The organism is Streptomyces sp. TE5632, assembly GCF_054061295.1.
In genome coordinates this window covers 4,654,187-4,676,663 of the sequence record NZ_JBSSEA010000003.1, presented here as the reverse complement: position 1 = coordinate 4,676,663, position 22,477 = coordinate 4,654,187, and the positions used below count along the sequence as shown (strand labels likewise).

The following is a 22,477-nucleotide window of genomic DNA, read 5'->3' as shown; positions in this document are numbered from 1 at the left end:
ACTAAGAAGTCCACGGTAAAAAGCACGGCGCAGAAGCCGAAGCCCACGCCTGTTCGCGACCTCGGCGACCGTTTCATCAATCGTGCGGCCCTCAGCTTCGCCCCCGTTGACGAAACCAAGAGACCTCAAAAGAGGTGAGGGCGTGCCGTCCGCCGCTCCAGCACTCGGCACGGCGGACGGCACGCCCTCAAGTCACTCAGCGCTCCGACGCGAACCGTACGAACCGCCCCCAGCCTTCACGGCCGACGGCGAAGGCCGGGCGGGTCACGTCCTTGGAGTCCCTGACGTGGACGGCCTGTTCCGCGATCGCGACCTCCACGCAGCTGTCGCCCTGGGTGCCGCTGTAGCTGGACTTGAACCAGGCGAGTTCCGACATACCGCTGCTCATAGCTCTCCTCGCAGTCGCTCCAGCAGGTCCCGGGATTCCTTGGGGTTGAGGGCCTGCGAGCGCAGTGTGTCATAGCGTCGGCAGAGCAGGCTCACCTCTTTCGCGTCGGAGATCAGCCGCCCGTTCTGCTGGCCCTCGGAGTACCCGAGCCGCCGCCCCTCCGAGGTCTCCACCAACTGGACAGGCCCGTCCAGGCACCCGTGGAACTCCAACTCCAGCGGCACCACTTGAAGCGTCACGTTGCGCGGCGTGGTGAGCTCAAGCACATGGTCCAGCATGTTCGCCTGGACCTGCGCCCCACCCAACCCGCGTCGGAAAACCGACTCCTCCACGATGAAGCCGAACGGCACGGTCGGCCGCTCCCGCATCATCGTCTGCCGCTCCATCCGTGCGACGACCTGGGCCTCTCGTTGCTCATCAGTCAGCAACGGGATGCTGTTGTCGAACACCGCCCGCGCATACGCCTCCGACTGCAACAACCCCGGCACCAGCCGGCACTCGTACGTGCACAGGCTCACCGCCTCCCGCTCCAGCCGCGCCCACCGCCGGAACCACGCCGCGAGCCCCGCCTCCCCCCGCGTGAGATGCCGCGCCGCCTTCCGCAGCGCACCCGTGTTGCCCAGCGCCTCCTCCGCCCGCTCCACGAACGCCTCGTCCGGCATCCTGCGGCCCAACTCAACCGACTCCACCGTGTGCTTGAAGTACTGGACTCGGGCGCCGAGGTCGACCCGGCTGAGCCCCGCGTGCTCGCGCAGTGCCTGGACGAACGCCCCGAACGTGCGCAGGCTGTCCGACGGATGCGGTTCCCGCTCCCACTCCCCCGCCGGAACCGCCCGCGCACCGGCGCCGCCTCCGGCCGCCTCCCCCTCGACTCCGACGATGTCCATGCGCCGCCCCTTTCCTCCGTGCCGCACCGCGACGGCTCCTCACGCCGGCCCGCGTTCACCGTCCAGCGTGACGGAAAATCAGACGTACCGTCTACTCTTCGTGTCCGTACGCTGACTCAGCGTACGGGCTGCCACACTCGTCCCCGCCCCGTCCGACCGCCACTCTGAGGTCACGGAGAGCGAGGAGAAACCGTCCGCGTCCGCCGGTCACCTGCGGAAACACCCGGGCGGCCGCCTCCCCTCCCGTGAACTCCCGCCCAGAGCGGGCGGCGGCGGCCGGACCCGGCCGCGTTCAGACGAGCTGGAAGGTGCAGTCATGCAGAACGGAACCACCCTGTACGCGCTCGACATCAGCGGGGCCTCGTTCGTGAAGGCGTGCGGCGGCCCCTGCACCGAGGGGTGCGTGACCCTGGCCCGGATCGGTGAGGACGCCTGGGCCCTGGGCGACAGCAAGCGGCCGGACGCGCAGCCGCTGCGGTTCACCACGGAGGAGCTGGACGCGGCCGGTATCGACCCGGCGCGCTTCGGCCTCGGCGTCTGATCCCCACCCCCTCCCTACCGCCGGCCGGACCGGGTCCCTCCCCGTGTCCGGCCGGCCCTTCTCGAAACGGGAACGGCTCGTGCACCACCACGGCTATCTGTGGACCGGCCCGAAGGCACGCTTCGACGACGAGGCCCTGCGGCGGCCCCCGCATCCCGAGCCGCCCCCGGCCGGAAGCAGACCGGAACTGATCGAGCGCTACCGCCAGGTGGCCGCGGAGTTCTCCACGTCGGACCTCCCGCCCCTGGAGACGGCGTACTGGCTCGTCAAGCCCCGTTCATCGGTTCGGGGCACGTGGGACGAGGCGAAGGAGGCGGCGGTCTGGCTCGGCGAGCGGCTGGCCGAGTACGCCCCTCGGTTCGCGTCGGAGAGCGACCGGGACACCACCCGCCTGGCCCGGCTGGTGAACGCCGCCGCCGGACGGCTGCACGCGGGTGCCGACGTGTCGTACGGCTGCTACCTCGAACGCCCCTCGTACCTCTCCCTGGCCGTGGTGACGTGCTCCCCGAACCGCACGCTTCCCGAACTGGCCTGCCCGTGCGCGTGGTCGAGCGGTCAGGGGGCGACCTGATCCTCCCCATCGACGAGCGCAGGGGCCGGGCGCCCGGCGTCGTCGGCGTCTCACGCGCACTCGGCCGCACTCCTGGCCGTGCGACCGCCGGCCTCCCCATCAGGCCGAACGTCACTGGTCGCCGGAGCGGCGCGGTGCTGTCATGGGGAGGGAGGACGGCGTGGACGAGCCGGCAAGGGCGCGGCCGCCCCGTCGCACAGCGGAGGAGGCCGATGCCCATGCTGTACCGCCGCACGGTCGGTGACGTGATGACCGAGGAGGTCGTCACCTTCCGCCCCACCACACCGCTCCAGGAGGTCGCCGCCCTGCTGGACGCGAACGACATCGTCGCGGCCCCGGTCGTCGACGAGGACGGCGCCCTCGTCGGCGTCGTGTCCGCGTCCGACGTGCTGCGACACGAGACCGGCATGCCCGATCCGCAGGGTCAGGACGGGAACGACGAGCGCTCCTGGGGCAAGGCCCGGGCCCGGACCGCGGGCGCGCTCATGAGCAGCCCCGTCTTCACCGCCCGCGCCGACTGGACGATCCCCCGGGCCGCGCGGGAACTCCGCAGGCGGCACGTCAAGCAGCTGCCGGTGGTCGACGACGACGGGCTCCTCATCGGCATCGTCACCCGCAGCGACCTGCTCGACGCCTTCATCCGCTCCGACGTCGAGATCCGCGGCGAGGTCGAACAGGACGTCCTGGGGCGCCTCCTCGGCCTGGACGAGGGCACCGTCGCGGTCGAGGTCCGGGACGGGGTCGTCACCCTTCGGGGGCACGTCCCGGAACCGCGGCTCGTTCCGGTGATCGTGGGCCTCTGCCAGGGCGTCGACGGTGTCGCCGCCGTGGACGCCCACCTCGCCGCCGGCCGGCGTGCGGGGTGAGGCGACAGGTCTGCGGTCCTCGGCGCAGAGTGCGGGTTTCGCGCTCGGATCCCCGATCGTCGGGATGGCGATCGACGTCTCCGTGCCGGCGGGCGGCTTCGCGGCGGCCGGGCTGGCCGGCCTCGCCGCCGCGCTGACCGGATGCCTGCTGTCCCGCCGCTGTCCGTTGCCTCGGCCGGCTGCTCCCGCCCGCACAGCCGTCCCGCTGCACGGCCCGCAACGACGAGCTACGCCGAGAGGGCTGCCGGCGCCGAGGACTGCCGCAGGGCACAGGAAGCAGTCGCGCAGTGTGGGGAGTCGAGCGCGCGTCCGACAGGTCCAGCGTGAGCGGCCGCTCCCTCAACGCTCCGTCCTGTTTTACGCCGACCACTCGTCGAACGCTGCGCCAAATGTCCTCTCCTGCCGCTCACTTCGGTTGCCCGATCGGGCAGTGCAACCTTGTGGGCCGGTTGTGAGTCTTCTGATCGATCACTTTCGTGATCGGACCCACGAGGAGACCATCATCAGCGCCATACGCAAGACCCTCACCGCGACCGCCGTCGTCGGTGCCGTACTCGCGGGCTCCGCTGCCTGCGGAACGGCGGAGCAGCTTTCCGCCGGCCAGAAGCTCGACCAGGCCTTCGAGCAGCTCGGCAAGAAGAAGACGCTCTCCTTCGAGCTCGACCTGGACACCGACATCACGTCCCTGAAGGCGCTGGACGCCAAGTCCGACCCCGCGCCCGGCGACGAGATCCCGGATGAGGCCGCCGAGTTGATGAGCGACACGACGATCACGGTTACCGTGCAGTCGAAGAAGCCGCTCGACGAGTCCGGCGAGAAGGATCTCGTCGGCATGGCCATGAAGATCAGCAATCCGGAGGGCGATCTCGCCGAGTACCGGTTGATCGGCGACTACGTCTACGTCCGTGCCGACGTCGACACCATCGGCAAGATGATGGGCAGCCCTCTACCGGCCGCGGAAGACCTGCCTCCGCAGGCTCAGTCCTTCAAGAACGTCCTTGAGGGCAAGTGGGTGAAGTTCAACGCCAAGAAGATGGAGGAGCTCGCCGCCGAGGGCCAGGAGGACCAGGGCGGTCCCGCGCCCGCCCCGTCCCTCGACGCCAAGACGCAGAAGAAGCTCGTAAAATCCCTCCGGACGGTCGTCGCCCGTGAGGTGAGCTTCAAGACGGCCGGCGGAGAGAACGGCACCGAGCACGTCACCGCCACGGCTCCCTTCCGCACGCTGATCACCGAGCTGCTCGGCGAGATCCGCCCGTTGGCGAAGGACCTGCCGCCGGGCATGGAGCTGCCGACGGACAAGGACCTCAAGGACGCGCCCGACACCAAGGTGACGGCGGACTTCACGCTGAAGAACGACGAGCTGACCGAGGTGAATGTGGACCTCGCCGCGTTGGCCGAGGACGCCAAGGTCAAGAAGCTCGGCCTGACCGTGCGGATGAGCGACGGCACCAAGCCCACCGCTCCCGCCGGTGCCACCGAGCTGGATCTGCAGGAACTCATGGAGGGCTTCTTCGCCGGCCCGGCGATGGACGACGCCGAGTGGGACGAAAGCGACTACGCCGACCCGGACTTCCCGGAGGACGAGTTCTGATCGCGCCGAGCGCTGACGGGCCCGGACGCCGCACTCGCACGGTGAGTGACCGCACGGGTGCTTTCTGTCCGCCCGTGGCTCCCGGGTTCCGCACCCTGGCGGTACGCGCGTGCGCCCCACTGTGAGTCGGCCCCCTGCCGAGGACCTGCCGCCGGGCACCACGGATCTCGAGCCGGTCGTCGATGTGCTGAGCACCGGCGGTGTGCCGGTGCTCAGCGGGTCGGGCATCTCCACGGAGTCGGGCATCCCCGACTACCGGGGCGAGGGCGGGAGCCTGAGCCGGCACACCCCGATGACCTACCAGGACTTCACCGCCGGCGCCCGGGCTCGGCGCCTCCTCCGCGCGCTCCACGAACGCCTCGTCCGGCATCCGGCGCCCCGACTCCACCGACTCCACCGTGTGTGGGGAGTACTGGACCCGGGCGCCGAGGTCGACCCGGCTGAGCCCCGCGTGCTCGCGCAGCGCCTGGACGAACGCCCCTCCTACCCCTCCCTGGCCGTGGTGACGTGCTCCCCGAACCGCACGCTTCCCGAACTGGCCTGCCCGGTGGCGTAGTCGGCGGGACGGGTGCGCTGTTCAGGCTCGTCCGGCGCGGGCCCGGTCACGGTTCTCGCGCACGACGGTGAACCCGGCCGACCGGTGGAGCGCCACCGCGGCCTCGTTGGTGGACGGTGTCACGACGGCGACCGCGCTCGCACCTCGACGGGCGAGAGCCGCGCACGCGCCCGGCACTGCATCGCGCCCGCGGTCGTGCCCGCGGTGGTCCGGACGCGTCACTGGATTCCGGTGGCTCCGGTCACCATGCGCTGATGACCGGCGCGTCGGGTTCGTGCTGCCGCCAGGCCTCGTTGAGGCGCCCGAGCCGGTCCGCGGCGGCGATGCCGCGCAAGGACGCGACCTTGCCTTCGCCGACTTCGAACGCCACGGCGCCCACGACCCGGCCGTCGACCACGGCGAGGACGGCCGGGGAGCCGTTGACCAGCGCGATGTGGATCGCGGGCGAGCCGCCGGCCAGCCGCCGCTTCGCCGACGTGGGCTTGAAGCCGGCCCGCACGAAGGAGGCGACCCGCTCGCGCGTCGTGTACCGCAGCAGCCGCCTGCCCAGTCCGGCCCCGTCCGAGACCGCCGTCACGTCTTCGGTGAGCAGCGCCACCAGCCGTTCGGTGCGCCCCGACGTGGCGGCGGCGAGGAACTCCTCGACGACCCGGCGCGCGGACGCGGGGTCCACCTCGTCTCTGCCGCGGCGGCGCTCTGCGGTGACCCGGCGTCGGGCGCGGTGGACGTGCTGCTGGCTCGCGGACTCGGTGATGTCGAGGATCTGGGCGATCTCGGCGTGGCTGTAGGAGAAGGCCTCGCGCAGGACGTAGACGGCCCGCTCGACCGGTGAGAGGCGCTCCATGAGGATCAGTACGGCCAGGGACACCGATTCGCGCTGCTCGAAGGTGTCGGCCGGGCCGAGCATCGGGTCGCCCTCGAGGAGCGGCTCGGGCAGCCAGTCTCCGACAGCGCGCTCGTGGCGCCCCTGCGCCGAGCGGAGCCGGTCGAGGCAGAGGTGGGTGACGACCTTGGTCAGCCACGCCTCCGGCACCTCGATGCGTTCGCGGTCCGCGGCCTGCCAGCGCAGGAACGCGTCCTGCACGGCGTCCTCGGCGTCGGCCGCCGAGCCGAGCAGACGGTACGCGAGCGAGGCCAGCCGGCCCCGGCCGGCCTCGAAGCGATCGATGGCTGCGCTGTCCATGCGGAGCAGCCTATGCGGCGGCCCTCACACCGGCCCGATCCGGTGCGGTGGCCAGGCGGCGCTTGCGCTTCGGCATGCCGAAGGTCGGGTGGACGATGCCCCACTCGGCCCCCTTGAGCACGCCCGCCTTGAACCACGCGGCGGTCCGGCCGCCCAGGTACCAGGACTTCGACCGGACCTCCCCGTCCACCATCTGGACGATCGCGTCCCGCCGCCCGAGGCTGATGTGGTTGCCGTAGTACTTCAGCCCGGTGGCCGGAACCCCGCTGCCCGTCAGGCGCGCGATGATCGCGGCGGTCGCCCGCATGTTGGTGAGGCCGGCCGAGGCGCAGGACATCGGCAGCGGCCGGCCGTTCTCGCCGATCGCGTAGGCGCAGTCACCGGCGGCGTAGACGTCCGGGTGCGAGACCGAGCGCATGGTGCGGTCGACGACGATCTGGCCGGTCTCGGCGACCGCCAGGCCGCCGGCGGCGGCAATGGGGTGTACGGCGAACCCGGCCGACCACACGGTCACGTCGGCCGGGAGGGACCTGCCGTCGGCGGCGATCGCCCGCGTCGGCTCGACGGCTTCGATGCCGGTGTGCTCGTGGACGGTGATGCCGAGCCGGTCGAAGGCCTGGCGCAGGTGGCGGCGGGCCTTCGGGGAGAGCCAGGCGCCCGGCTCGCCGCGGGCGGCGAGCACGACCGAGAGGTCGGGCCGGGACTCGGCGAACTCGGTGGCGGTCTCGATGCCGGTCAGCCCCTCGCCGACGACCAGCACGGTGCCGCCCCCGCCCAGGCCGGCCATGCGCTCACGCAGACGCAGCGCCGAGGACCGGCCGGTCACGTCGAAGGCGTACTCGGCCACGCCGGGGACGCCGTGGTGGGCGACGGAGCTGCCGAGAGCGTAGAGAAGGGTGTCGTACACGAGCTGGCCGTCGCCGTCCTCGCCGGTTACGGCGACGGTCCCGCGCTCGGGGTCGACGCCGGTGACGCGCGCCAGGCGCAGCCGCACCCCGGTACCGGCGAACACGTCGGCGAGCTTGCGGACCGCGAGGTCCTGGCCGACCGCGAGCTGGTGGAGCCGCATCCGCTCGACGAAGTCGGGCGCGGCGTTGACGACGGTGATCTCGGTGTCGGCGGGGGAGAGCCGGCGGGCCAGGTTTCCGGCGGCGAAGGTCCCGGCGTATCCGGCGCCGAGGACGACGATGCGGTGCTTCATGGCGATGCTCCTGTCTCGTTCGCGTGCCCCTTGAACGAGACGGCGCCCCGATTGCTGACAGGGGCCGGGTGTGACGCGGGCCACTTCCCCAGGGTGGGCGGCTGAGCCTCCGGCGGACACCCGGGCCCGTCCCGGGCGGTCGAAGCGGGGCTGTGGCCGTCCACTGATCGAAAGGGCCGGCCATCGGTCGACTCACGCCCGCGCCCACCGCACGACGTGACGGAGGACCGGCACGCCGCCCACTCTCCGCGTCCGCACGATGACTCGGCATACGGGGTGCCGCACTCGTTCCCACCCGCGCCCGACCGGCACTCCGACGTCATGAACCACGCGACTCCCCAAGCCGGCGCCCCCACCGCCACCTTCACACAACCGCTGTCGTCCACGCGGCGCGGCGCCCGGCTCGCCCGGCTCCCCACCGTGACGGAACTGCGATCCTGGGGTGCTCCGCAGGGCCGCACGGAGCGTGCCGAACCGGTCGTCGCGGAGCCGGCCGCCGACGCCGTCCCCCATGGCCGCGCGCGCCCGGCCGCTGCTCCCGGCTGCCGCTCACCTTCGACCCGGCGGCCGGCCGCCTCCGTGTCGAGGTCAGCGACGCCCGCGGGGACCTGATCCCGCGGCCCCTCCCGGCGGACACCGAACCCGACGCACTCCGCACCGGCGGACGCGGACCGACCCTCGTCGCCGCCCTCACCGACCACTGGGACACCGCCCCCACCCGCCCAGCGGCAGGACCGTCCGGGCCGACCGGCCCAAGCGGCGTGACAGGCGGTTACGCGACGAGCAGGAGCACGCTGATCGCCAGCATCACCACGGCGGTGGCCCCGTGGATGCCGTAGACGGCCGCCCTGGGTCCGTTGCTACGCAGCACGATCAGCGCGTCGCCGACGGGTATGCCGGTGGCGGCCAGCATGAACCAGCCCAGCAGGTGGGGTGTCGCTCCGGCCAGCAGGATGAAGATGAAGAGCCCCGAAGCCATGTCGCGCACGGCCTTGACGGACAGCCAGGCCTGGAAGTTCCGGTCCTCGGTCGGCGTGCCGGGGATGCCGAAGCCAGCCGCGGCCTGCGGCGCCCAGAAGGCGCGTGCGCCGATGAAGATGATGCCTGCGCCGATCAGTCCGGCGAGCACGGTGGCGACGTTGGTGAGCATGGGTTGCTTCCCCTCTCGGTGGCAGCGCCCGCAGCGATTCCTAGCGGCGCTAGCAGTGATAGCGACGATAGACCTAGCCTCGGCAGGATGTCTAGCATTGCTAGGGTGTCGTCATGTCCGCCATCAACGAGCGCCGTGAACGTGAACGCGCCCACCGTCATCAGCTGATCATCACAGCCGCGCGCGAACTCGCGGAGGCCGAAGGCTGGGAGGCGGTGACCACACGACGGCTGGCCGAACGCGTCGAGTACAGCCAGCCGGTGCTGTACAGCCACTTCGACGGCAAGGACGCCATCGTGCGCGCCGTCGCCGTCGACGGCTTCAGCGAACTCGCCGCCCACCTGAGCCACGCGCGGCAGGCCGCCCCCGAGCCGGGGCAGGCCCTGCGCGCCGTCTGCCGCGCCTATCTGGAGTTCGCGACCGAGCGGCCCGCCCTGTACCAGGCCATGTTCGTCCTGCCCACCGACGTGAAGTTCGCGAGCACCGAGACACCGCCCCCGCTACGGGCCGCTTTCGGCGAGTTCGTCAACTGCTTCCGCCCGGACGACGAGCGACGCGAACTGTTCGCCGAAGTCACCTGGAGCGCATTGCACGGCATGGCCGTCCTGTCCGACAGCGGCCGCATCCCCCCGGACGGCCAGGAGGAACGGCTCGATTTCCTCGTCACTCAGATCGCCGACACCCCAACGGGCTGACCACGCGACAAAGGGCAATCGAAAGACCGAGGACCTGAGCCGAGCCACTAGCCGGCCAGGGTTGCGCCTTGGAGCAGGGAGCGCACAGACCCGGAACCGGGTTCACGCGGCGGTCGCGTCGGCCGATCGCGGCGCGCTACGCGGGCACTCCGGGTTCCAGGAGGTCCAGTGCCTCCGTCCAGCGGAAGCCGTCGGCGCCTCCCCCGGCCTTCGGCCGGTGCGGTTCGTACGAGCGGCCGAACAGGACGCCCATCCCGGTCAGCCGTTCCAGGCTCTGCCGGTAGGCCGGGTGGGCGGCCTGGGCCGCGTTGAGGTACGGCAGGACGGCGATGGGGACGCCCATGCCGTACGCCTCGCACAGGATGCCCAGGGCCAGGGTGTCGGAGATGCCGGCGGCCCACTTGTTGACCGTGTTGAACGTGGCCGGGGCCACGGCGATCGCGTCCGCGGGAGGAAGGGGGCGGGCCTCGCCGGGTTTGCGCCAGGCGGACCGGATCGGATAGCCGGTCTGCGCCTCGACCGCTTCCACGTCGAGGAACCCCAGTCCCTGCGGGGTGGCCACGACCCCGACGTCCCAGCCCCGTTGCTGCGCGGCGGTGATCAGCGTGCCGACGTCACCCGCTATTCCGCTCGCGCAGACGACGACATAGAGGAAGGGCCTCTTGCCCGAGGCGGACGGGACGGGCGGGATGAACGGGGCGGTCGGCTCGGTCACGCGGGAACTCCCGGTCGGCGGCTGAAGCGGTGCAGTCCGGGGCAGGATACGGCGGCGGGCGCGGGCGCTGAGGTCGGCGGCGGATCGGTGCTGAGCACCCGACCGCCCGGCAGGACCCCCGGACAGCGCGGGTCCGGGGGTGTCCGGGTGAGCCGGGGCCGTCAGTCGACTTCGAGGGGCAGGGCCGGGTCGGCGGCCCACTCGGTGAGGGAGCCGTCGTAGATCGCGACGTCGGGGCGGCCGAGGAGGGCCAGCTGGAAGGCCAGGCCGGTGGCGGCGATGCCGCTGCCGCAGTACGTGATGACCTTCTTGGACCCGTCCAGGGCGCCGGCCTCGTCGAAGAGCCCGCGGACTTCGTCCGGACCGCGGAAGAGACCGTCGGAGTCGGCGAGTTCGGGGAACGGCACGTTCGTGCTGGACGGGATACGGCCCGGGCGTGCGTAGGTCTGGCGGGTGCCCGCGAAGGTCGGCCGGTCGAGGGAGTTCACCAGCCGGGTGCCGGGGTCCTCGATCGCGGCGAGGACGGCGTCCTTGTCGGCGTACAGCTCGGGACGGCGGTTCGCGGTGAACACGGCGGGTTCGTTGGACTCCACGCCGCTCTTGACCTCGTGGCCCGCCCGGATCCAGGCGGGGAGGCCGCCGTTCAGCACCGAGACGTCGTCGAAGCCCTCGTAGCGCAGGTTCCACCACAGCCGGGTGGCCCAGATGTTCGGGCCCTGGTCGTAGACGACCACGTGCGCGCCGGGGCCGACGCCGAGAGCGCCGAGCCGGGCGGCGAACGTCTCGCTGTCGAGCGCGGTGAACGTGTTGGCCGCGTCGGGGTCGGCGAGGTCGTTCAGCAGGTCGGCGAAGACGGCGCCGGGTATGTGGGCCTTCTCGTACGCCTGGCGGCCCGACTCGACGTCGTAGTAGCCGTCGCCTTCGGGCTGGGTGAGGAAGGTGGTCGCGTCGAGGATCCGGATCGCGGGGTCCCCGAGGCGCTCGTGCAGCCAGGCCGGGTCCACCAGCAGGGGGTGGGACATACGTGTTTCCTTTTCTCGCATTTCCTACGACCCCCGGCAAAACGCCGAGGTGTCCTGCAAACGTACCTGTCTGAGATGCATGTCCCAGTAGGCGGACATCCGGGTGGTTCGGGGGCCTCGCAGGCCGAGGCCTCGACGGCGGCCTTCACTCGACCGGACCAGCTCGCAGTGCCGTACCGGCCGGTGGAACGCAGTGTCGTCGTGCAGTCGTTCCCCTCAGAGAAAGAGTGGTCATGACGCACATACGGCACGCCGCCCGGCGGGCACTCCCCCTGACCGTCCTCCTCCCCGCCGCGGCCCTGATGGCCGCCGGCCCGTCCCTGGCCTCCGAGAGCGGCGGTGGTGCCGGCCCTCACGAGGGCGCCAAGCCGACCGTCGTGCTGGTGCACGGCGCCTGGGCGGACGCCTCGGGCTGGAACGAGGTCGTTCGGAGCCTCCAGGCCCAGGGCTATCCGGTGGTCGCCACCGCGAACCCGCTGCGCAACCTCTCCGGCGACTCCGACTACCTCGCCGCCCGACTGAAGTCGATCAAGGGCCCCCTCGTTCTCGTCGGTCACTCCTACGGCGGTTCGGTGATCACCAACGCGGCGGCCGGCAACCCGAACGTCAAGTCCCTCGTGTACGTCGCGGGGTTCGCCCCGGACAAGGGCGAGACGGCTCTGCAGCTGGTCGCCAAGCACCCCGGCAGTCATCTGACGGACGACCCCCGGGCCCCCGTCCCCACCGCGCTGGACGCCGTGCCGCTCGGCGGCGGCCCCGACGATGTCGACCTGTACATCAAGCCGGACAAATTCAGCGACGTCTTCCTGAGCAACCGGCTCGACGCGGCTCGGGCGAACGCCCTGGCCGCCTCACAGCGGCCCGCGAACGTGGCCACGAACACCCAGCCGAGTGAGGGGGCCGCCTGGAAGACGATCCCCTCGTGGTACCTCGTGGCCACCGACGACCGCACGATCGGCACCGAGAACCTGCGGTTCATGGCGAAGCGGGCCGGCTCGACCACCGTCGAGGTCGACGCCCCGCACGCCGTACTGGAGACCAACCCGGGCGACGTCACCGATCTGATCCTGCAGGCCGCGCACGGCTCGCGCCCCGGTCTCGCCAAGACCGGCGCGAGTGAGCGGGCCGCGGTCCTCGGCGGTGCGGCGGTCCTCGCGGTGGCCCTCGGCGCGACCCTGGTCGTGCGGTCCCGCCGCACCTGAGGCGGCCGCTGAAGATCTCCCCGGAGCTTGCGGAGGACGAAGAGTTCTCGACGTCCACGCTTCTCCGGCCGGTGTCCCGCTCCCGTCCGCCGGGTGTCGCGGTGCCCGACCATGCGCTGATGGCCTGCCCGCGGTCCGCGGGCAGGCCATCAGCGCATGGTCGGGCGGGTCGTCGGCCCGGGGGTCACGCCTCGGCGGGGAGCAGGGGGACGTCGAGGCGGTCGGCGAGTTCGTCCAGGGTGGTGCCGAAGGTCTGGGTGACCCTCAGGCCCTGGGGGGTGACGTCGAAGACCGCGAGGTCCGTGTAGACGCGGTCGACGCAGCGCAGCCCGGTGAGCGGGTAGGTGCACTCGGGCACCAGCTTGGGGGCGCCGGTCTTCGTGAAGAGCGTCATCATCACGTAGACCTTCTTGGCGCCGATCGCCAGGTCCATGGCCCCGCCGACGGCGGGGATGGCGTCGGGTGCCCCCGTGTGCCAGTTGGCCAGGTCGCCGGTGGCCGAGACCTGGAACGCGCCCATGACGCAGATGTCCAGGTGGCCGCCGCGCATCATCGCGAACGAGTCGGCGTGGTGGAAGTAGGCGGCTCCCGGCAGTTCGGTCACCGGGATCTTGCCCGCGTTCGTCAGGTCGGGATCGACCTCGCCCTCCTTCGCCGCGGGCCCCATGTTGAGCATGCCGTTCTCGGTGTGGAGGACCACCCCGGAGTCGGCGGGCAGGTGGTCGGCGACGAGGGTCGGCTGCCCGATGCCCAGGTTGACGAAGGCGCCCTGGGGGATGTCGCGCGCCACGAGGGCGGCCATCTCGTTCTTGCTCAGCGGACCCCGGTCGTTCAGCGGGCCCCGGTCGTTCAGCGGGCCCCGGTCGTTCATCGCTCGGCTGGTCGCGTTCATGCGGTGGCTGCCTCCTTGACCACGCGGTCGACGTAGATGCCGGGGGTCACGACGGTTTCGGGGTCGATGGCGCCGGTCTCGACGATCTCGCGGACCTGCGCGATCACCGTGGTCGCGGCGGTGGCCATGACCGGACCGAAGTTGCGGGCGGTCTTGCGGTAGACGAGGTTGCCCATGCGGTCGGCGCGGTGGGCGCCGATCAGCGCGACGTCGCCCTTGATCGGGTACTCCAGCACGTAGGTGCGGCCGTCGATCTCGCGGGTCTCCTTGCCCTCCGTGAGGAGCGTGCCGACCCCGGTGGGGCAGAAGAAGGCGCCGATGCCGGCCCCGGCCGCCCTCATCCGTTCCGCGAGGTTGCCCTGGGGGACGACCTCCAGTTCGATCCGGCCCGCCCGGTAGAGCTCGTCGAACACCCAGGAGTCCGCCTGGCGCGGGAAGGAGCAGATCACCTTGCGGACCCGCCCCTTGGCCAGCAGTGCGGCCAGTCCGGTGTCGCCGTTGCCGGCGTTGTTGGACACGACGGTGAGGTCCTTGGCGCCCTGGCGTATGAGGGCGTCGATCAGGTCGACCGGCATGCCGGCCATGCCGAACCCTCCGACGAGCACGGTCGAGCCGTCCTCGATCCCGGCCACCGCCTCGTCGGCGTGGTCGCACAGTTGTGTGTTCATCGGTTGCCTTCCGAGACGTTCTCCAGGACCACGGCGAGCGCCTGGCCGACTCCGATACAGATGGCGGCGACGCCCCAGCGCTGCCCCGACTCCTTCAGCCGGTGGGCCAGGGTGCCCAGGAGCCTGCCGCCGGAGGCGCCCAGGGGGTGGCCGAGCGCGATCGCGCCGCCCTTGGCGTTGACGATCTCCGGGTCGACGCCCCAGGCGTCCACGCAGGCCAGCGACTGGACGGCGAAGGCTTCGTTGAGTTCGACGGCGGCGACGTCGGACCAGGTGATCCCGGCGCCCTTCATCGCCCGGTTCGCCGCCTCCACGGGGGCGTACCCGAACAGCTGCGGGTCCAGCGCGGACACGCCCCGGCCGGCGATGCGGGCGAGGGGGTCGGTGCCGATGCGGGCGGCGGCCTCGCCCGAGCCGAGCAGGACCGCGGAGGCGCCGTCGCTCAGCGGGGAGGCGTTGCCCGCGGTGATGACGCCGTCGGTGCGGAAGACGGGCTTGAGCCCGGCGAGCTTCTCGGCGCTCGAGCCGGGGCGGATCCCCTCGTCCCGGGTGACGGTGGTGCCCTTGCGGTCCGTGACGACGGGCACCACCAGGTCGTCGTAGAAGCCCGCGTTCCAGGCGTCGTCGGCGAGGTTGTGGGAGCGGGCGGCGAACTCGTCCTGCCGCTCGCGGGCGATGGTGAAGCGGTCTCCCAGCTGCTCGTTCGCCTCGCCCAGGGAGACGGTCCACTCCTTGGGCATGCGCTGGTTGACCAGCCGCCAGCCGAGCGTGGTGGACACGGCCGTCACGTCCCCGGCGGGGAACGCGCGCGAGGGCTTGGGCAGGACCCAGGGCGCCCTGGTCATCGACTCGACGCCGCCGGTGAGCACGATGTCCACGTCGCCGGTCTCGATGGCGCGGGAGGCGATGACGGCGGCGTCCAGGGAGGACCCGCACAGCCGGTTGACGGTCGTGGCGGGGACCGAGGTGGGCAGTCCCGCCAGCAGGACGGCCATCCTGCCGACGTTGCGGTTGTCCTCGCCGGCACCGTTGGCGTTGCCCCAGACGACGTCGTCGATCTCGGCCGGGTCGAGTGCGGGGGTCTTGGCCAGGGCCCCGGTGACAGCCACCGCGGCAAGGTCGTCGGGCCGGACCTCGGCGAGGGCACCCGAGAATTTACCGAAAGGTGTTCTTGCTGCTGCGTAAAGGTAACTGTCGCTCACGCCCCCACAGTACGAGGAGCCCTTTCATCATGTCCAAGACCTAGTCTGCATGGATTCATAAGCAGCACTTATAAAATGGGGGTATGGAACTCCGTCAGCTCCGCTCCTTCCTCGCCCTGGCCGAGGAGTGCCACTTCGGGCGCGCGGCCGCCCGCCTGCACGTGGCGCAGCCGGCCCTGTCCCAACAGGTCAAGCAGTTGGAGCGGGAGCTGGGCGTCACGCTGTTCAACCGGTCCACCCGGCGCGTCGAACTGACCGAGGCCGGCCGTCATCTCACCGACTACGCGCGCACCCTCGTCACGGAGGAGGAACGCGCGCGGATCCACCTGCGGGAACTCGCCACCGGTCACGCGGGCCGGGTCTCGGTCGGCTTCATCGGCACGGCCACCTACGACGTCCTGCCGAGGGTCGCCCGCACCGTACGGGCGAAGCTGCCGGGCATCACTCTGGACCTGCGGGGTGAGGTCCTCACCCCGCGGCTCGTCGAGGGCCTGCTCTCCGGCACGTTCGACCTCGCCGTCCTGCGGGGCGCGGTGTCAGAGGAGAACATCCGCACCACGCCGTTGCGGTCCGAGCCGCTGGTGGCCGTACTGCCGGCCCACCACCGGCTGGCGGACCGGCCGAGCATCCCGCTGAAGGCCCTGGCCGACGAGCCGTTCGTCATCCACCCCTCGCAGTCCCGGTCCTCGATGTACGACCGGGTCCTGTCCGCCTGCCGGCGGGCCGGTTTCCGGCCCGACCCACTCATCGAGATCGGCGAGACGGCCACCCTGGTCGTCCTCGTCGCGGCGGGACACGGCGTGGCCCTGGTGCCGCAGTCGGTGCAGAGCCTGAGCCTCGAGGGCGTGACCTACGTACCGCTCACCGGCTCCGAGTCCGTCGAGCTGATGCTGGCCCGGCGCACGCACCGCGTCTCGGCCGCGACCGAGCAGGTCGCCTCGGTGATCGAGGACTGCGTCCGCGGCTGAGGCGCGTGCGTGGAGCCGCCCGTCGGATGGGGCTACTGGCTACTGGCTACTGGCTACTGGAGGATGAAGCGGCTCCCGGCGCGGAGCCTGTCGACGAGCGCTGCGGGGGCCTTTCGGGGTGAGCCCGCGTCGTAGGGCGGCTGGGGGTCGTACTCGGTCCCGAGCTGGACGGCCTGCGCGTGTGCGGCGCCGGCGATCCTGCCGACCAGGGTGAGGGCCATGTCGATTCCGGAGGAGACTCCGGCCGCGGTGACGAACTTGCCGTCCGTGACGACGCGTTCACCGGTCGGTTCGGCGCCGAACGCGGCGAGGCTGTCGAGCGCCAGCCAGTGCGAGGTGGCCCGGCGGCCGGCGAGCAGCCCGGCCGCCGCGAGCAGGAGCGAGCCCGTGCACACCGAGGTCGTCCAGGTGCTGGTGGCGTCGGCGGTGCGCAGCCAGTCGAGGAGCGTCTCGTTCTCCATCTGCGCGCTCTGCCCCGGGCCGCCGGGCACCACGACGATGTCGGGGGCCGGCACGTCGTCGAGGCTGCGGTCCGCGACGAGTGCGAGGTCGCCGCGGTCGTTGCGCACCGGGCCCGGTCGCTGCGCGACGAAGACCGTCTCGGCGCCGGGTGTGCGGCAGAGCATCTCGTACGGGCCGACCGCGTCCAGCGCGGTGAAGCGGTCGAAGAGGACCATCGCGATCTGCATCGTCTGCCTTTCAGCGGGCGGATTCAGTTTGGGTCAGTTTGGGTCAGGTTGAGTCAGGCGGATTCAGGTGATGTGGACGGGCGGAAGCGCCGGCGGTACTCGGCCGGAGCGGTGCCCAGGGCTTTCACGAAGGCGCGGCGCATCGCCTCGGGTGTGCCGTAGCCGCTGGCGCGGGAGACCTGCCCGACGCCGTCGGCCGTGTCCTCGAGGAGCCGCCGGGCGTGCTCCAGGCGGACGCGCTCGACGTACCGGCCGGGTGTCGTACCGGTCTCCGAGTGGAAGGTGCGGGCGAAGTGCCGGGGGGAGAGGTTGGCGCGCCCCGCCAGGCTCTCGACGGAGAGGTCCCCGTCCGGATGCTCGGTGATCCACTGCTGGACCTTCCGCAGTGGTTCGCGCCGCGCGGTCTGGACGGCGAGTTGGGCGCTGAACTGCGCCTGGTCGCCCGGACGCCGGAGGAAGACGACGAGATGGCGGGCGACGGCGAGCGCGGTGTCCCTGCCGTGGTCCTCCTCGACCAGGGCGAGCGCGAGGTCGATGCCCGCGGTGACTCCGGCCGAGGTGGCGATCCGGCCGTCACGTACGAAGATCGGATCGGGGTCGACGTCCACGGCCGGATAGGTCCTGGCCATGTGGTCGCAGACCGACCAGTGGGTCGTCGCCCGACGGCCGTCGAGCAGCCCGGCCTCGGCCAGCAGCAGCGCACCGCTGCACACGGAGACGATGCGCTCGGCGCCCCGGGCGTGCTCCCGGAGCCAGTCGATCAGCCGGGGAGCCGGGTGACGGGTGCCGTCGCCACCCGGGACGAGCAGGGTGTGCGGCACTTCGGCCTCGCCCAGTGCGCGGTCCGGAACGACGGTGAGACCGCTCGAGGTACGGACCGGAGCACCGTCGAGCGAGGCGGTGCGGATCTCGTACGGGTTCCCGCTGTGGCGTCCCGCCCCCGTGAACACCTCCAGGGGGCCGGTCACATCGAGACTCTGCACGTCGTCGAAGACGACCACCAGCACCGATCTCCTCGTCATGGCGTTCATCCTCGGCGGGGAGCCGGGTGGCCGCAATGACGAGCAGCCCACCTTTCCTGCCGTCCCGGGGCCGCTGCCGGGGAGCCGTGGAACCGGTGCCGGGGTTGTCTTCGTTTCCGCTCAGCGGAAGGATGCCGGGCATGGCAGGCAATTCCGCAGAGCCCGGGCGTTCCGTGACCAGTCGTGCGCTGGCGATCCTGGGGGCCTTCGACGGGCGGCACCGGCGGCTCAGCCTCACCGAACTCGCCGCCCGCGCCGGTCTCCCGGTCCCGACCGCGCACCGGCTGGTCGGCGAGCTCGTCGCGTGGGGTGCGCTGAGCCGTACCGCGTCCGGGGAGTACGTCGTCGGGCGCCGGCTGTGGGACATCGGCCTGCTCGCGCCCGTGCACACCGGGCTGCAGCAGATCGCTTCCCCGTACCTCCACGACCTCTACGGCGCGACCCTCGCCACCGTGCACCTCGCGGTGCGCGACGGCCTGCAGGCGCTGTACGTCGACCGGCTCTCCGGGCACGCCTCGGTGCCGGTGGTCAGCGCGATCGGCTCCCGTCTGCCGCTGCACGCGACGGGGGTCGGCAAGGTGCTGCTCGCGCACGCTCCGGCCGACGTCCAGGAGGAGGTGCTCGCCGACCTCCCCCGGATCACCCCCTACACGGTGAGCCGGCCGGGACCGCTGCGCGGCCAGCTCAAGAAGGTGCGCGAGGACGACTACGCCACGACGGTGGAGGAGATGAGCCTGGGCGCGTGCACGGTGGCCGTACCGATCCGGTCGGACGGCGCGGTGGTGGCGGCGCTCGGCATCGTCGCCCCCGGTCTCAAACGCGACCGGGCACGGCTGGTCAGCGCCCTGCAGGTGGCGGCCCGGGGGATCGGGCGGAGCCTCACCGGGCAGGTCGCCGACTGAGCCCCTGGTCAGAGGCCCCCGAGGGCGTTCCGGCGGGCCGCTTCGGCCTTGCGGTTGAGCCGGTCGGTCATCCGTACGGCGGTGACGGTGAACGCGATGCCGACGCCGACGAGCAGGACCTGGGTGACGACGCCGACGACGCGGATGTCCTGGGTGGCGAGGGCGGCGGCCAGCATGACGGAACCGCCGGACGCCCAGGCGGACCAGATCCGCGCCTTCTCGACTCTGACCGCTGTCTGGAACTTTCGATGGCCGGCCATGGCTTTCCCCCCCTGCGGTGGTGTCGCTCCTGAGCCGCATTGTGGCGTGTGGCGCCCTGCGCGCGCAGCGGTTCCGCAACCGGACCGGGGATGAACGGGTACCGTTGACTCGTTCGCGAAGAATACGAAGAATGTCCGGGCCGGTGGTCCCGGTGTCCGCTCGCCGGACGCGACGCCGCGGAGGCCACGCACCGCCGGCCTTCCCCGCCGGCCGGCCGGCGGACGGGTGACCATGGACGGCCGGGGCACCGCTGCCGAGGAGGCGAACGATGCAGTGACCGCACATCCCCGTCGTCCTCCCCTCGTGTCACCCCGCCTGTTCGGGGGCCGGACCGCACGCGCCGGGTCGGCCCGGCGGCGAAACCGGCGCGGCGAGGGTTCCCGGCCGGTGCGGCCCCCCGGGCGGCTGCGTTCCCTGCTCCGGGTCCGCAGCGTGGCCGGTCAGGTGTTCGTGCTTCAGGCCCTGGTCGTGACCCTGATCATCACCGCCGCACTGGTCGCCCTCGTGTTCCAGGCCCGGCGTGACAGCACCCACGAGGCCCAGACCCGGTCCCTGGCCGTCGCCACGACGTTCGCGAACTCCCCGCAGACGCTGACGGCGTTGACCGGTCCCGACCCCACCAAGGTCCTGCAGCCGCTCTCCGAGCAGATCCAGCGGGCGACCGACGTGGACCTCGTCGTCGTGTACTCGAAGGACGGGGTTCGCTACTCGCACCCCGACCCCTCGCTGGTCGGGAAGGCCGTCACCGGCCCGATCGACCCGCCGACCTCCCCCCGGACGCAGACCATCGAGACGGCCAAGGGGCGCGCGGTTGTCGCGTACGCCCCTGCCACCGAGCCCGACGGGACGCCGGTCGGCTCGGTGGGGGTCGGGATCACGGTCCACAAGGTGGCGGGCATGGCGGCCCAGCAGTTCCCGGTGATCCTGGGGGCCGCGGGCGTGGCCCTGGCCATCTGTGCGGGCGGCACCGCCCTGGTGAGCCGGCGGCTGCTGCGTCAGACCCACGGTCTCGGTCCGGTGGAGATGACCCGGATGTACGACCACCACGACGCGGTGCTGCACGCGGTGCGGGAGGGAGTGCTGATCGTGGAGGGTGACGGGCAGCTGGTGCTGGCCAACGACGAGGCGCGGCGGCTGCTGGATCTGCCGCCGGATGCGGAGGGCCGGAAGGTCACCGACCTGGGTCTGAACCCGGGCGTCGTCGAACTGCTGGCCTCGGAGCGGACGGCCACCGACGAGGTGCTCCTCTCGGCCGACCGGTTGCTGGCGGTCAACAAGCGGCGCACAGTGCCCGGCAACGGGAGTTCCGGGAGCGTGGTGACGCTCAGGGACACCACGGAGCTGCGGGCTCTGTCCGGTCGCGCCGAGGCCTCCCGGGAGCGCCTGAGCCTGCTCTACGACGCGGGGGCACGGATCGGCTCCTCCCTGAACGTGGAGCGCACCGCCCACGAACTGGCCGGGGTGGCGGTTCCGCGCTTCGCCGACCTGGTCACCGTCGACCTGGCCGAGGAGGTGCTGCGCGGCGAGGAGCCGACCGGGCGGCACACCGTCATGCGGCGGGCCGGGCTGAGCACCATCCACGACGGCCTGCCGCTGATGGCGGTGGGCGAAACGGTTCGCTTCCCCGACGCCACACCGCAGGCACGCTGTGTGAAGAGCGGCCGCGCGGTGCTGGAGGAGGATCTGAGCACCTCCGAGGGATGGCGGACACTGGCCCCCGACCGCGCGGAGGAACTCCTGGGACACGGTTTCCACTCCCTGATCGCGGTACCGCTGCGGGCCCGCGGCACGGTGCTGGGCTCGGTGGACTTCTGGCGCTCGGAGCGGGCGGAGCCGTACGACGAGAGCGATGTGCTGTTCGCCGAGGAGCTGTCCGCCTGGGCCGCCGTGGCGCTCGACAACGCCCGCCGGTACACCCGCGAGCACGCGCTGGCGGTCACCCTGCAACGCAGTCTGCTGCCCCGTGACCTGCCGGACCTGAGCGCGCTGGAGGCGGCCCACCGCTATCTGCCGGCCCAGTCCGGGGTGGGCGGGGACTGGTTCGACGTCATCGAGCTGTCCGGCGCCCGGGTGGCACTGGTGGTCGGGGACGTGGTGGGGCACGGTCTGCACGCGGCGGCCACCATGGGGCGGCTGCGTACCGCGGTGCACAACTTCGCCACCCTCGACCTCCCGCCGGACGAGCTGCTGGCCCGGGTGGACGACCTGGTGGCCCGGCTCGACCGGGAGCGGGCGGACCAGGGTGACGACGAGGGAGTCATCGGGGCCACCTGTCTGTACGTCGTCTACGACCCGGCCTCCGGCACGTGCAGCGCGGCCCGGGCCGGCCACCCGCCGCCCGCCCTCGTCCGTCCGGACGGCACCGTGACCTTCCCCGACCTGCCCGCCGGTCCGCTGCTGGGCCTGGGCGACCTGCCCTTCGAGAGCACGGAGTTCGAGGTGCCCGAGGGAAGCCAGCTCGTCCTCTACACCGACGGGCTCATCGAGAGCCGCGACCGGGACATCGACGTCGGTATGGAGATCCTGCGCGACGCGCTGTCCCACCCCGACCGGACTCCCGAGCAGACCTGCGACGCGGTGCTCGACGCCCTCCTGCCGAACCGCGGGAACGACGACGTCGCCCTGCTGGTCGCGCGCACCCGGGTGCTCGACCCCGAGCGGGTCGCCGGCTGGGACGTGCCCCCCGAAGCGGCCGCCGTGTCCGGCATCCGCGCCGACGTCACCCGGCAGCTGGAGGCGTGGGACCTGACGGAGGCGGGCTTCACGACCGAACTCATCCTCAGCGAACTGGTCACCAACGCCATCCGCCACGGCACCGTCCCCATCCACGTCCGTCTGCTGCGGGACCGCCGCCTGATCTGCGAGGTCTCCGACGGCAGCAGCACCTCGCCCCACCTGCGCCAGGCGGCGGCCACGGACGAGGGCGGACGCGGCCTGTTCCTCGTCGCCCGCTACGCCGAGCGCTGGGGCACCCGGTACACGCCCACCGGCAAGGTGATCTGGGCCGAGCAGCAACTGGACGGCGGGGCGAGCGAACCCGGCGCCGCCCTGACCGGCGACGACATCCTCGACCAGTGGTCCGACGCGACCCTGTGACTCCTGCCCGGTTTGTATCACCGTGTATCACCGCCGGTTCCGGGGCCTCGATGTGTCGCGCCACCGCGCCCTGCTGTCGCGGACGGAAGCGACCCCGGCGAGTGCGTGGCGGGCCTCAGCGGTGCCTCTGCTTCGAGTTCGGGCCGGGCCCCGAGGCCGACTGATGACGGCGGTACGGGCGGTGCCGGTCAGGGGTGCCCGCGAAATCG

22 protein-coding genes and 2 pseudogenes are annotated in these 22,477 nt (G+C 72.0%); 10 read left to right on the top strand and 14 right to left on the bottom strand.

Translation table 11 applies throughout. From position 1 onward, the window contains the following. Window positions 1–196: 196 nt before the first annotated feature. Both ACVW19_RS26560 and ACVW19_RS26555 read right to left on the bottom strand, forming a co-directional pair. Window positions 197–388 carry a DUF397 domain-containing protein gene (locus ACVW19_RS26560; protein WP_457462357.1) on the bottom strand — a complete coding sequence of 64 codons (192 nt, stop codon included), beginning with the start codon at window positions 386–388 and terminating at the stop codon, window positions 197–199. Then, complete coding sequence (locus tag ACVW19_RS26555) at window positions 385–1,275, bottom strand: helix-turn-helix domain-containing protein (protein WP_457462355.1); 891 nt, start codon at window positions 1,273–1,275, stop codon at window positions 385–387. The genes ACVW19_RS26560 and ACVW19_RS26555 overlap by 4 nt, the downstream gene beginning before the upstream one ends. A 316-nt stretch (window positions 1,276–1,591) precedes the next feature. Between ACVW19_RS26555 and ACVW19_RS26550 the strand changes: the two genes are divergently transcribed. From ACVW19_RS26550 to ACVW19_RS26530, 5 genes and pseudogenes are all read left to right on the top strand, one after another. Beyond that, entirely contained in the window at window positions 1,592–1,816 is a 225-nt protein-coding gene (locus tag ACVW19_RS26550; RefSeq protein ID WP_457462354.1) for a DUF397 domain-containing protein, read from the top strand. Between the two features lie 79 nt (window positions 1,817–1,895). Next, on the top strand, window positions 1,896–2,387 hold the full coding sequence (locus ACVW19_RS26545) for a hypothetical protein (RefSeq protein ID WP_457464792.1): 492 nt from the start codon (window positions 1,896–1,898) through the stop codon (window positions 2,385–2,387). A gap of 212 nt (window positions 2,388–2,599) precedes the next feature. Then, window positions 2,600–3,253: a CBS domain-containing protein gene (locus tag ACVW19_RS26540; RefSeq protein ID WP_457462353.1), complete on the top strand. Its 654-nt coding sequence runs from the start codon at window positions 2,600–2,602 to the stop codon at window positions 3,251–3,253. Between the two features lie 451 nt (window positions 3,254–3,704). Beyond that, window positions 3,705–4,844, top strand: coding sequence for a hypothetical protein (locus ACVW19_RS26535; protein WP_457462351.1), 1,140 nt, complete (start codon window positions 3,705–3,707; stop codon window positions 4,842–4,844). Window positions 4,845–4,953: 109 nt separating this feature from the next. Then, window positions 4,954–5,178: pseudogene (locus tag ACVW19_RS26530) on the top strand (NAD-dependent protein deacetylase 1); the annotation flags it as partial. On the opposite strand, the pseudogene ACVW19_RS26525 reads toward ACVW19_RS26530, so the two are convergent. The 4 genes and pseudogenes from ACVW19_RS26525 to ACVW19_RS26510 form a co-directional block, all read right to left on the bottom strand. Then, window positions 5,176–5,325: pseudogene (locus ACVW19_RS26525) on the bottom strand (helix-turn-helix domain-containing protein); the annotation flags it as partial. The pseudogenes ACVW19_RS26530 and ACVW19_RS26525 overlap by 3 nt on opposite strands. Before the next feature lie 316 nt (window positions 5,326–5,641). Then, the gene (locus ACVW19_RS26520) at window positions 5,642–6,583 is read right to left on the bottom strand and encodes a sigma-70 family RNA polymerase sigma factor (protein WP_457462349.1); all 942 of its coding nucleotides are present in this window, start codon (window positions 6,581–6,583) and stop codon (window positions 5,642–5,644) included. Window positions 6,584–6,593: 10 nt separating this feature from the next. Next, complete coding sequence (locus ACVW19_RS26515; RefSeq protein WP_457462348.1) at window positions 6,594–7,784, bottom strand: NAD(P)/FAD-dependent oxidoreductase; 1,191 nt, start codon at window positions 7,782–7,784, stop codon at window positions 6,594–6,596. Window positions 7,785–8,556: 772 nt separating this feature from the next. Continuing rightward, window positions 8,557–8,934, bottom strand: coding sequence for a DUF4267 domain-containing protein (locus ACVW19_RS26510; protein ID WP_457462346.1), 378 nt, complete (start codon window positions 8,932–8,934; stop codon window positions 8,557–8,559). A 113-nt stretch (window positions 8,935–9,047) separates the two neighbouring features. Here ACVW19_RS26510 and ACVW19_RS26505 point away from each other — a divergent pair, with 113 nt between their 5' ends. Then, window positions 9,048–9,629, top strand: coding sequence for a TetR/AcrR family transcriptional regulator (locus tag ACVW19_RS26505; RefSeq protein ID WP_457462344.1), 582 nt, complete (start codon window positions 9,048–9,050; stop codon window positions 9,627–9,629). A 136-nt stretch (window positions 9,630–9,765) separates the two neighbouring features. Here ACVW19_RS26505 and ACVW19_RS26500 read toward each other — a convergent pair whose 3' ends face one another. Further along, on the bottom strand, window positions 9,766–10,344 hold the full coding sequence (locus tag ACVW19_RS26500) for a flavoprotein (protein ID WP_457462342.1): 579 nt from the start codon (window positions 10,342–10,344) through the stop codon (window positions 9,766–9,768). Window positions 10,345–10,505: 161 nt separating this feature from the next. Then, window positions 10,506–11,366: a sulfurtransferase gene (locus ACVW19_RS26495; RefSeq protein WP_457462340.1), complete on the bottom strand. Its 861-nt coding sequence runs from the start codon at window positions 11,364–11,366 to the stop codon at window positions 10,506–10,508. A gap of 233 nt (window positions 11,367–11,599) precedes the next feature. Here ACVW19_RS26495 and ACVW19_RS26490 point away from each other — a divergent pair, with 233 nt between their 5' ends. Continuing rightward, on the top strand, window positions 11,600–12,568 hold the full coding sequence (locus tag ACVW19_RS26490) for an alpha/beta fold hydrolase (protein WP_457462338.1): 969 nt from the start codon (window positions 11,600–11,602) through the stop codon (window positions 12,566–12,568). Window positions 12,569–12,752: 184 nt separating this feature from the next. On the opposite strand, the gene ACVW19_RS26485 is transcribed toward ACVW19_RS26490, so the two are convergent. Genes ACVW19_RS26485 through ACVW19_RS26475 form a run of 3 tightly spaced genes read right to left on the bottom strand, consistent with a single transcriptional unit; the run spans window position 12,753 to window position 15,330 of the window. Continuing rightward, the gene (locus tag ACVW19_RS26485; protein ID WP_457464791.1) at window positions 12,753–13,439 is read right to left on the bottom strand and encodes a 3-oxoacid CoA-transferase subunit B; all 687 of its coding nucleotides are present in this window, start codon (window positions 13,437–13,439) and stop codon (window positions 12,753–12,755) included. Window positions 13,440–13,456: 17 nt separating this feature from the next. After that, the gene (locus ACVW19_RS26480; protein ID WP_457462336.1) at window positions 13,457–14,128 is read right to left on the bottom strand and encodes a 3-oxoacid CoA-transferase subunit A; all 672 of its coding nucleotides are present in this window, start codon (window positions 14,126–14,128) and stop codon (window positions 13,457–13,459) included. Then, window positions 14,125–15,330 (bottom strand): thiolase family protein, encoded by a 1,206-nt coding sequence (locus ACVW19_RS26475; RefSeq protein WP_457462335.1) that lies wholly within the window; start codon window positions 15,328–15,330, stop codon window positions 14,125–14,127. Before ACVW19_RS26475 ends, ACVW19_RS26480 begins: the two co-directional genes overlap by 4 nt. Before the next feature lie 83 nt (window positions 15,331–15,413). On the opposite strand from ACVW19_RS26475, the gene ACVW19_RS26470 reads away from it, so the two are divergent. Further along, a complete protein-coding gene (locus ACVW19_RS26470) occupies window positions 15,414–16,298 on the top strand; it encodes a LysR family transcriptional regulator (protein ID WP_457462333.1) in 885 nt (294 codons plus the stop codon). 53 nt (window positions 16,299–16,351) lie between these two features. Here ACVW19_RS26470 and ACVW19_RS26465 read toward each other — a convergent pair whose 3' ends face one another. Next, window positions 16,352–16,987: a DJ-1/PfpI family protein gene (locus ACVW19_RS26465; protein ID WP_457462331.1), complete on the bottom strand. Its 636-nt coding sequence runs from the start codon at window positions 16,985–16,987 to the stop codon at window positions 16,352–16,354. Window positions 16,988–17,040: 53 nt separating this feature from the next. Further along, window positions 17,041–18,009 carry a GlxA family transcriptional regulator gene (locus ACVW19_RS26460; RefSeq protein ID WP_457462330.1) on the bottom strand — a complete coding sequence of 323 codons (969 nt, stop codon included), beginning with the start codon at window positions 18,007–18,009 and terminating at the stop codon, window positions 17,041–17,043. A gap of 140 nt (window positions 18,010–18,149) precedes the next feature. Here ACVW19_RS26460 and ACVW19_RS26455 point away from each other — a divergent pair, with 140 nt between their 5' ends. Then, the gene (locus ACVW19_RS26455; RefSeq protein ID WP_457462328.1) at window positions 18,150–18,911 is read left to right on the top strand and encodes an IclR family transcriptional regulator; all 762 of its coding nucleotides are present in this window, start codon (window positions 18,150–18,152) and stop codon (window positions 18,909–18,911) included. An 8-nt stretch (window positions 18,912–18,919) separates the two neighbouring features. Here ACVW19_RS26455 and ACVW19_RS26450 read toward each other — a convergent pair whose 3' ends face one another. Further along, window positions 18,920–19,171, bottom strand: a complete 252-nt coding sequence (locus tag ACVW19_RS26450) for a hypothetical protein (RefSeq protein ID WP_457462326.1) — start codon at window positions 19,169–19,171, stop codon at window positions 18,920–18,922. A gap of 388 nt (window positions 19,172–19,559) precedes the next feature. Between ACVW19_RS26450 and ACVW19_RS26445 the strand changes: the two genes are divergently transcribed. Then, complete coding sequence (locus ACVW19_RS26445; RefSeq protein ID WP_457462325.1) at window positions 19,560–22,268, top strand: SpoIIE family protein phosphatase; 2,709 nt, start codon at window positions 19,560–19,562, stop codon at window positions 22,266–22,268. Window positions 22,269–22,477: the final 209 nt, after the last annotated feature.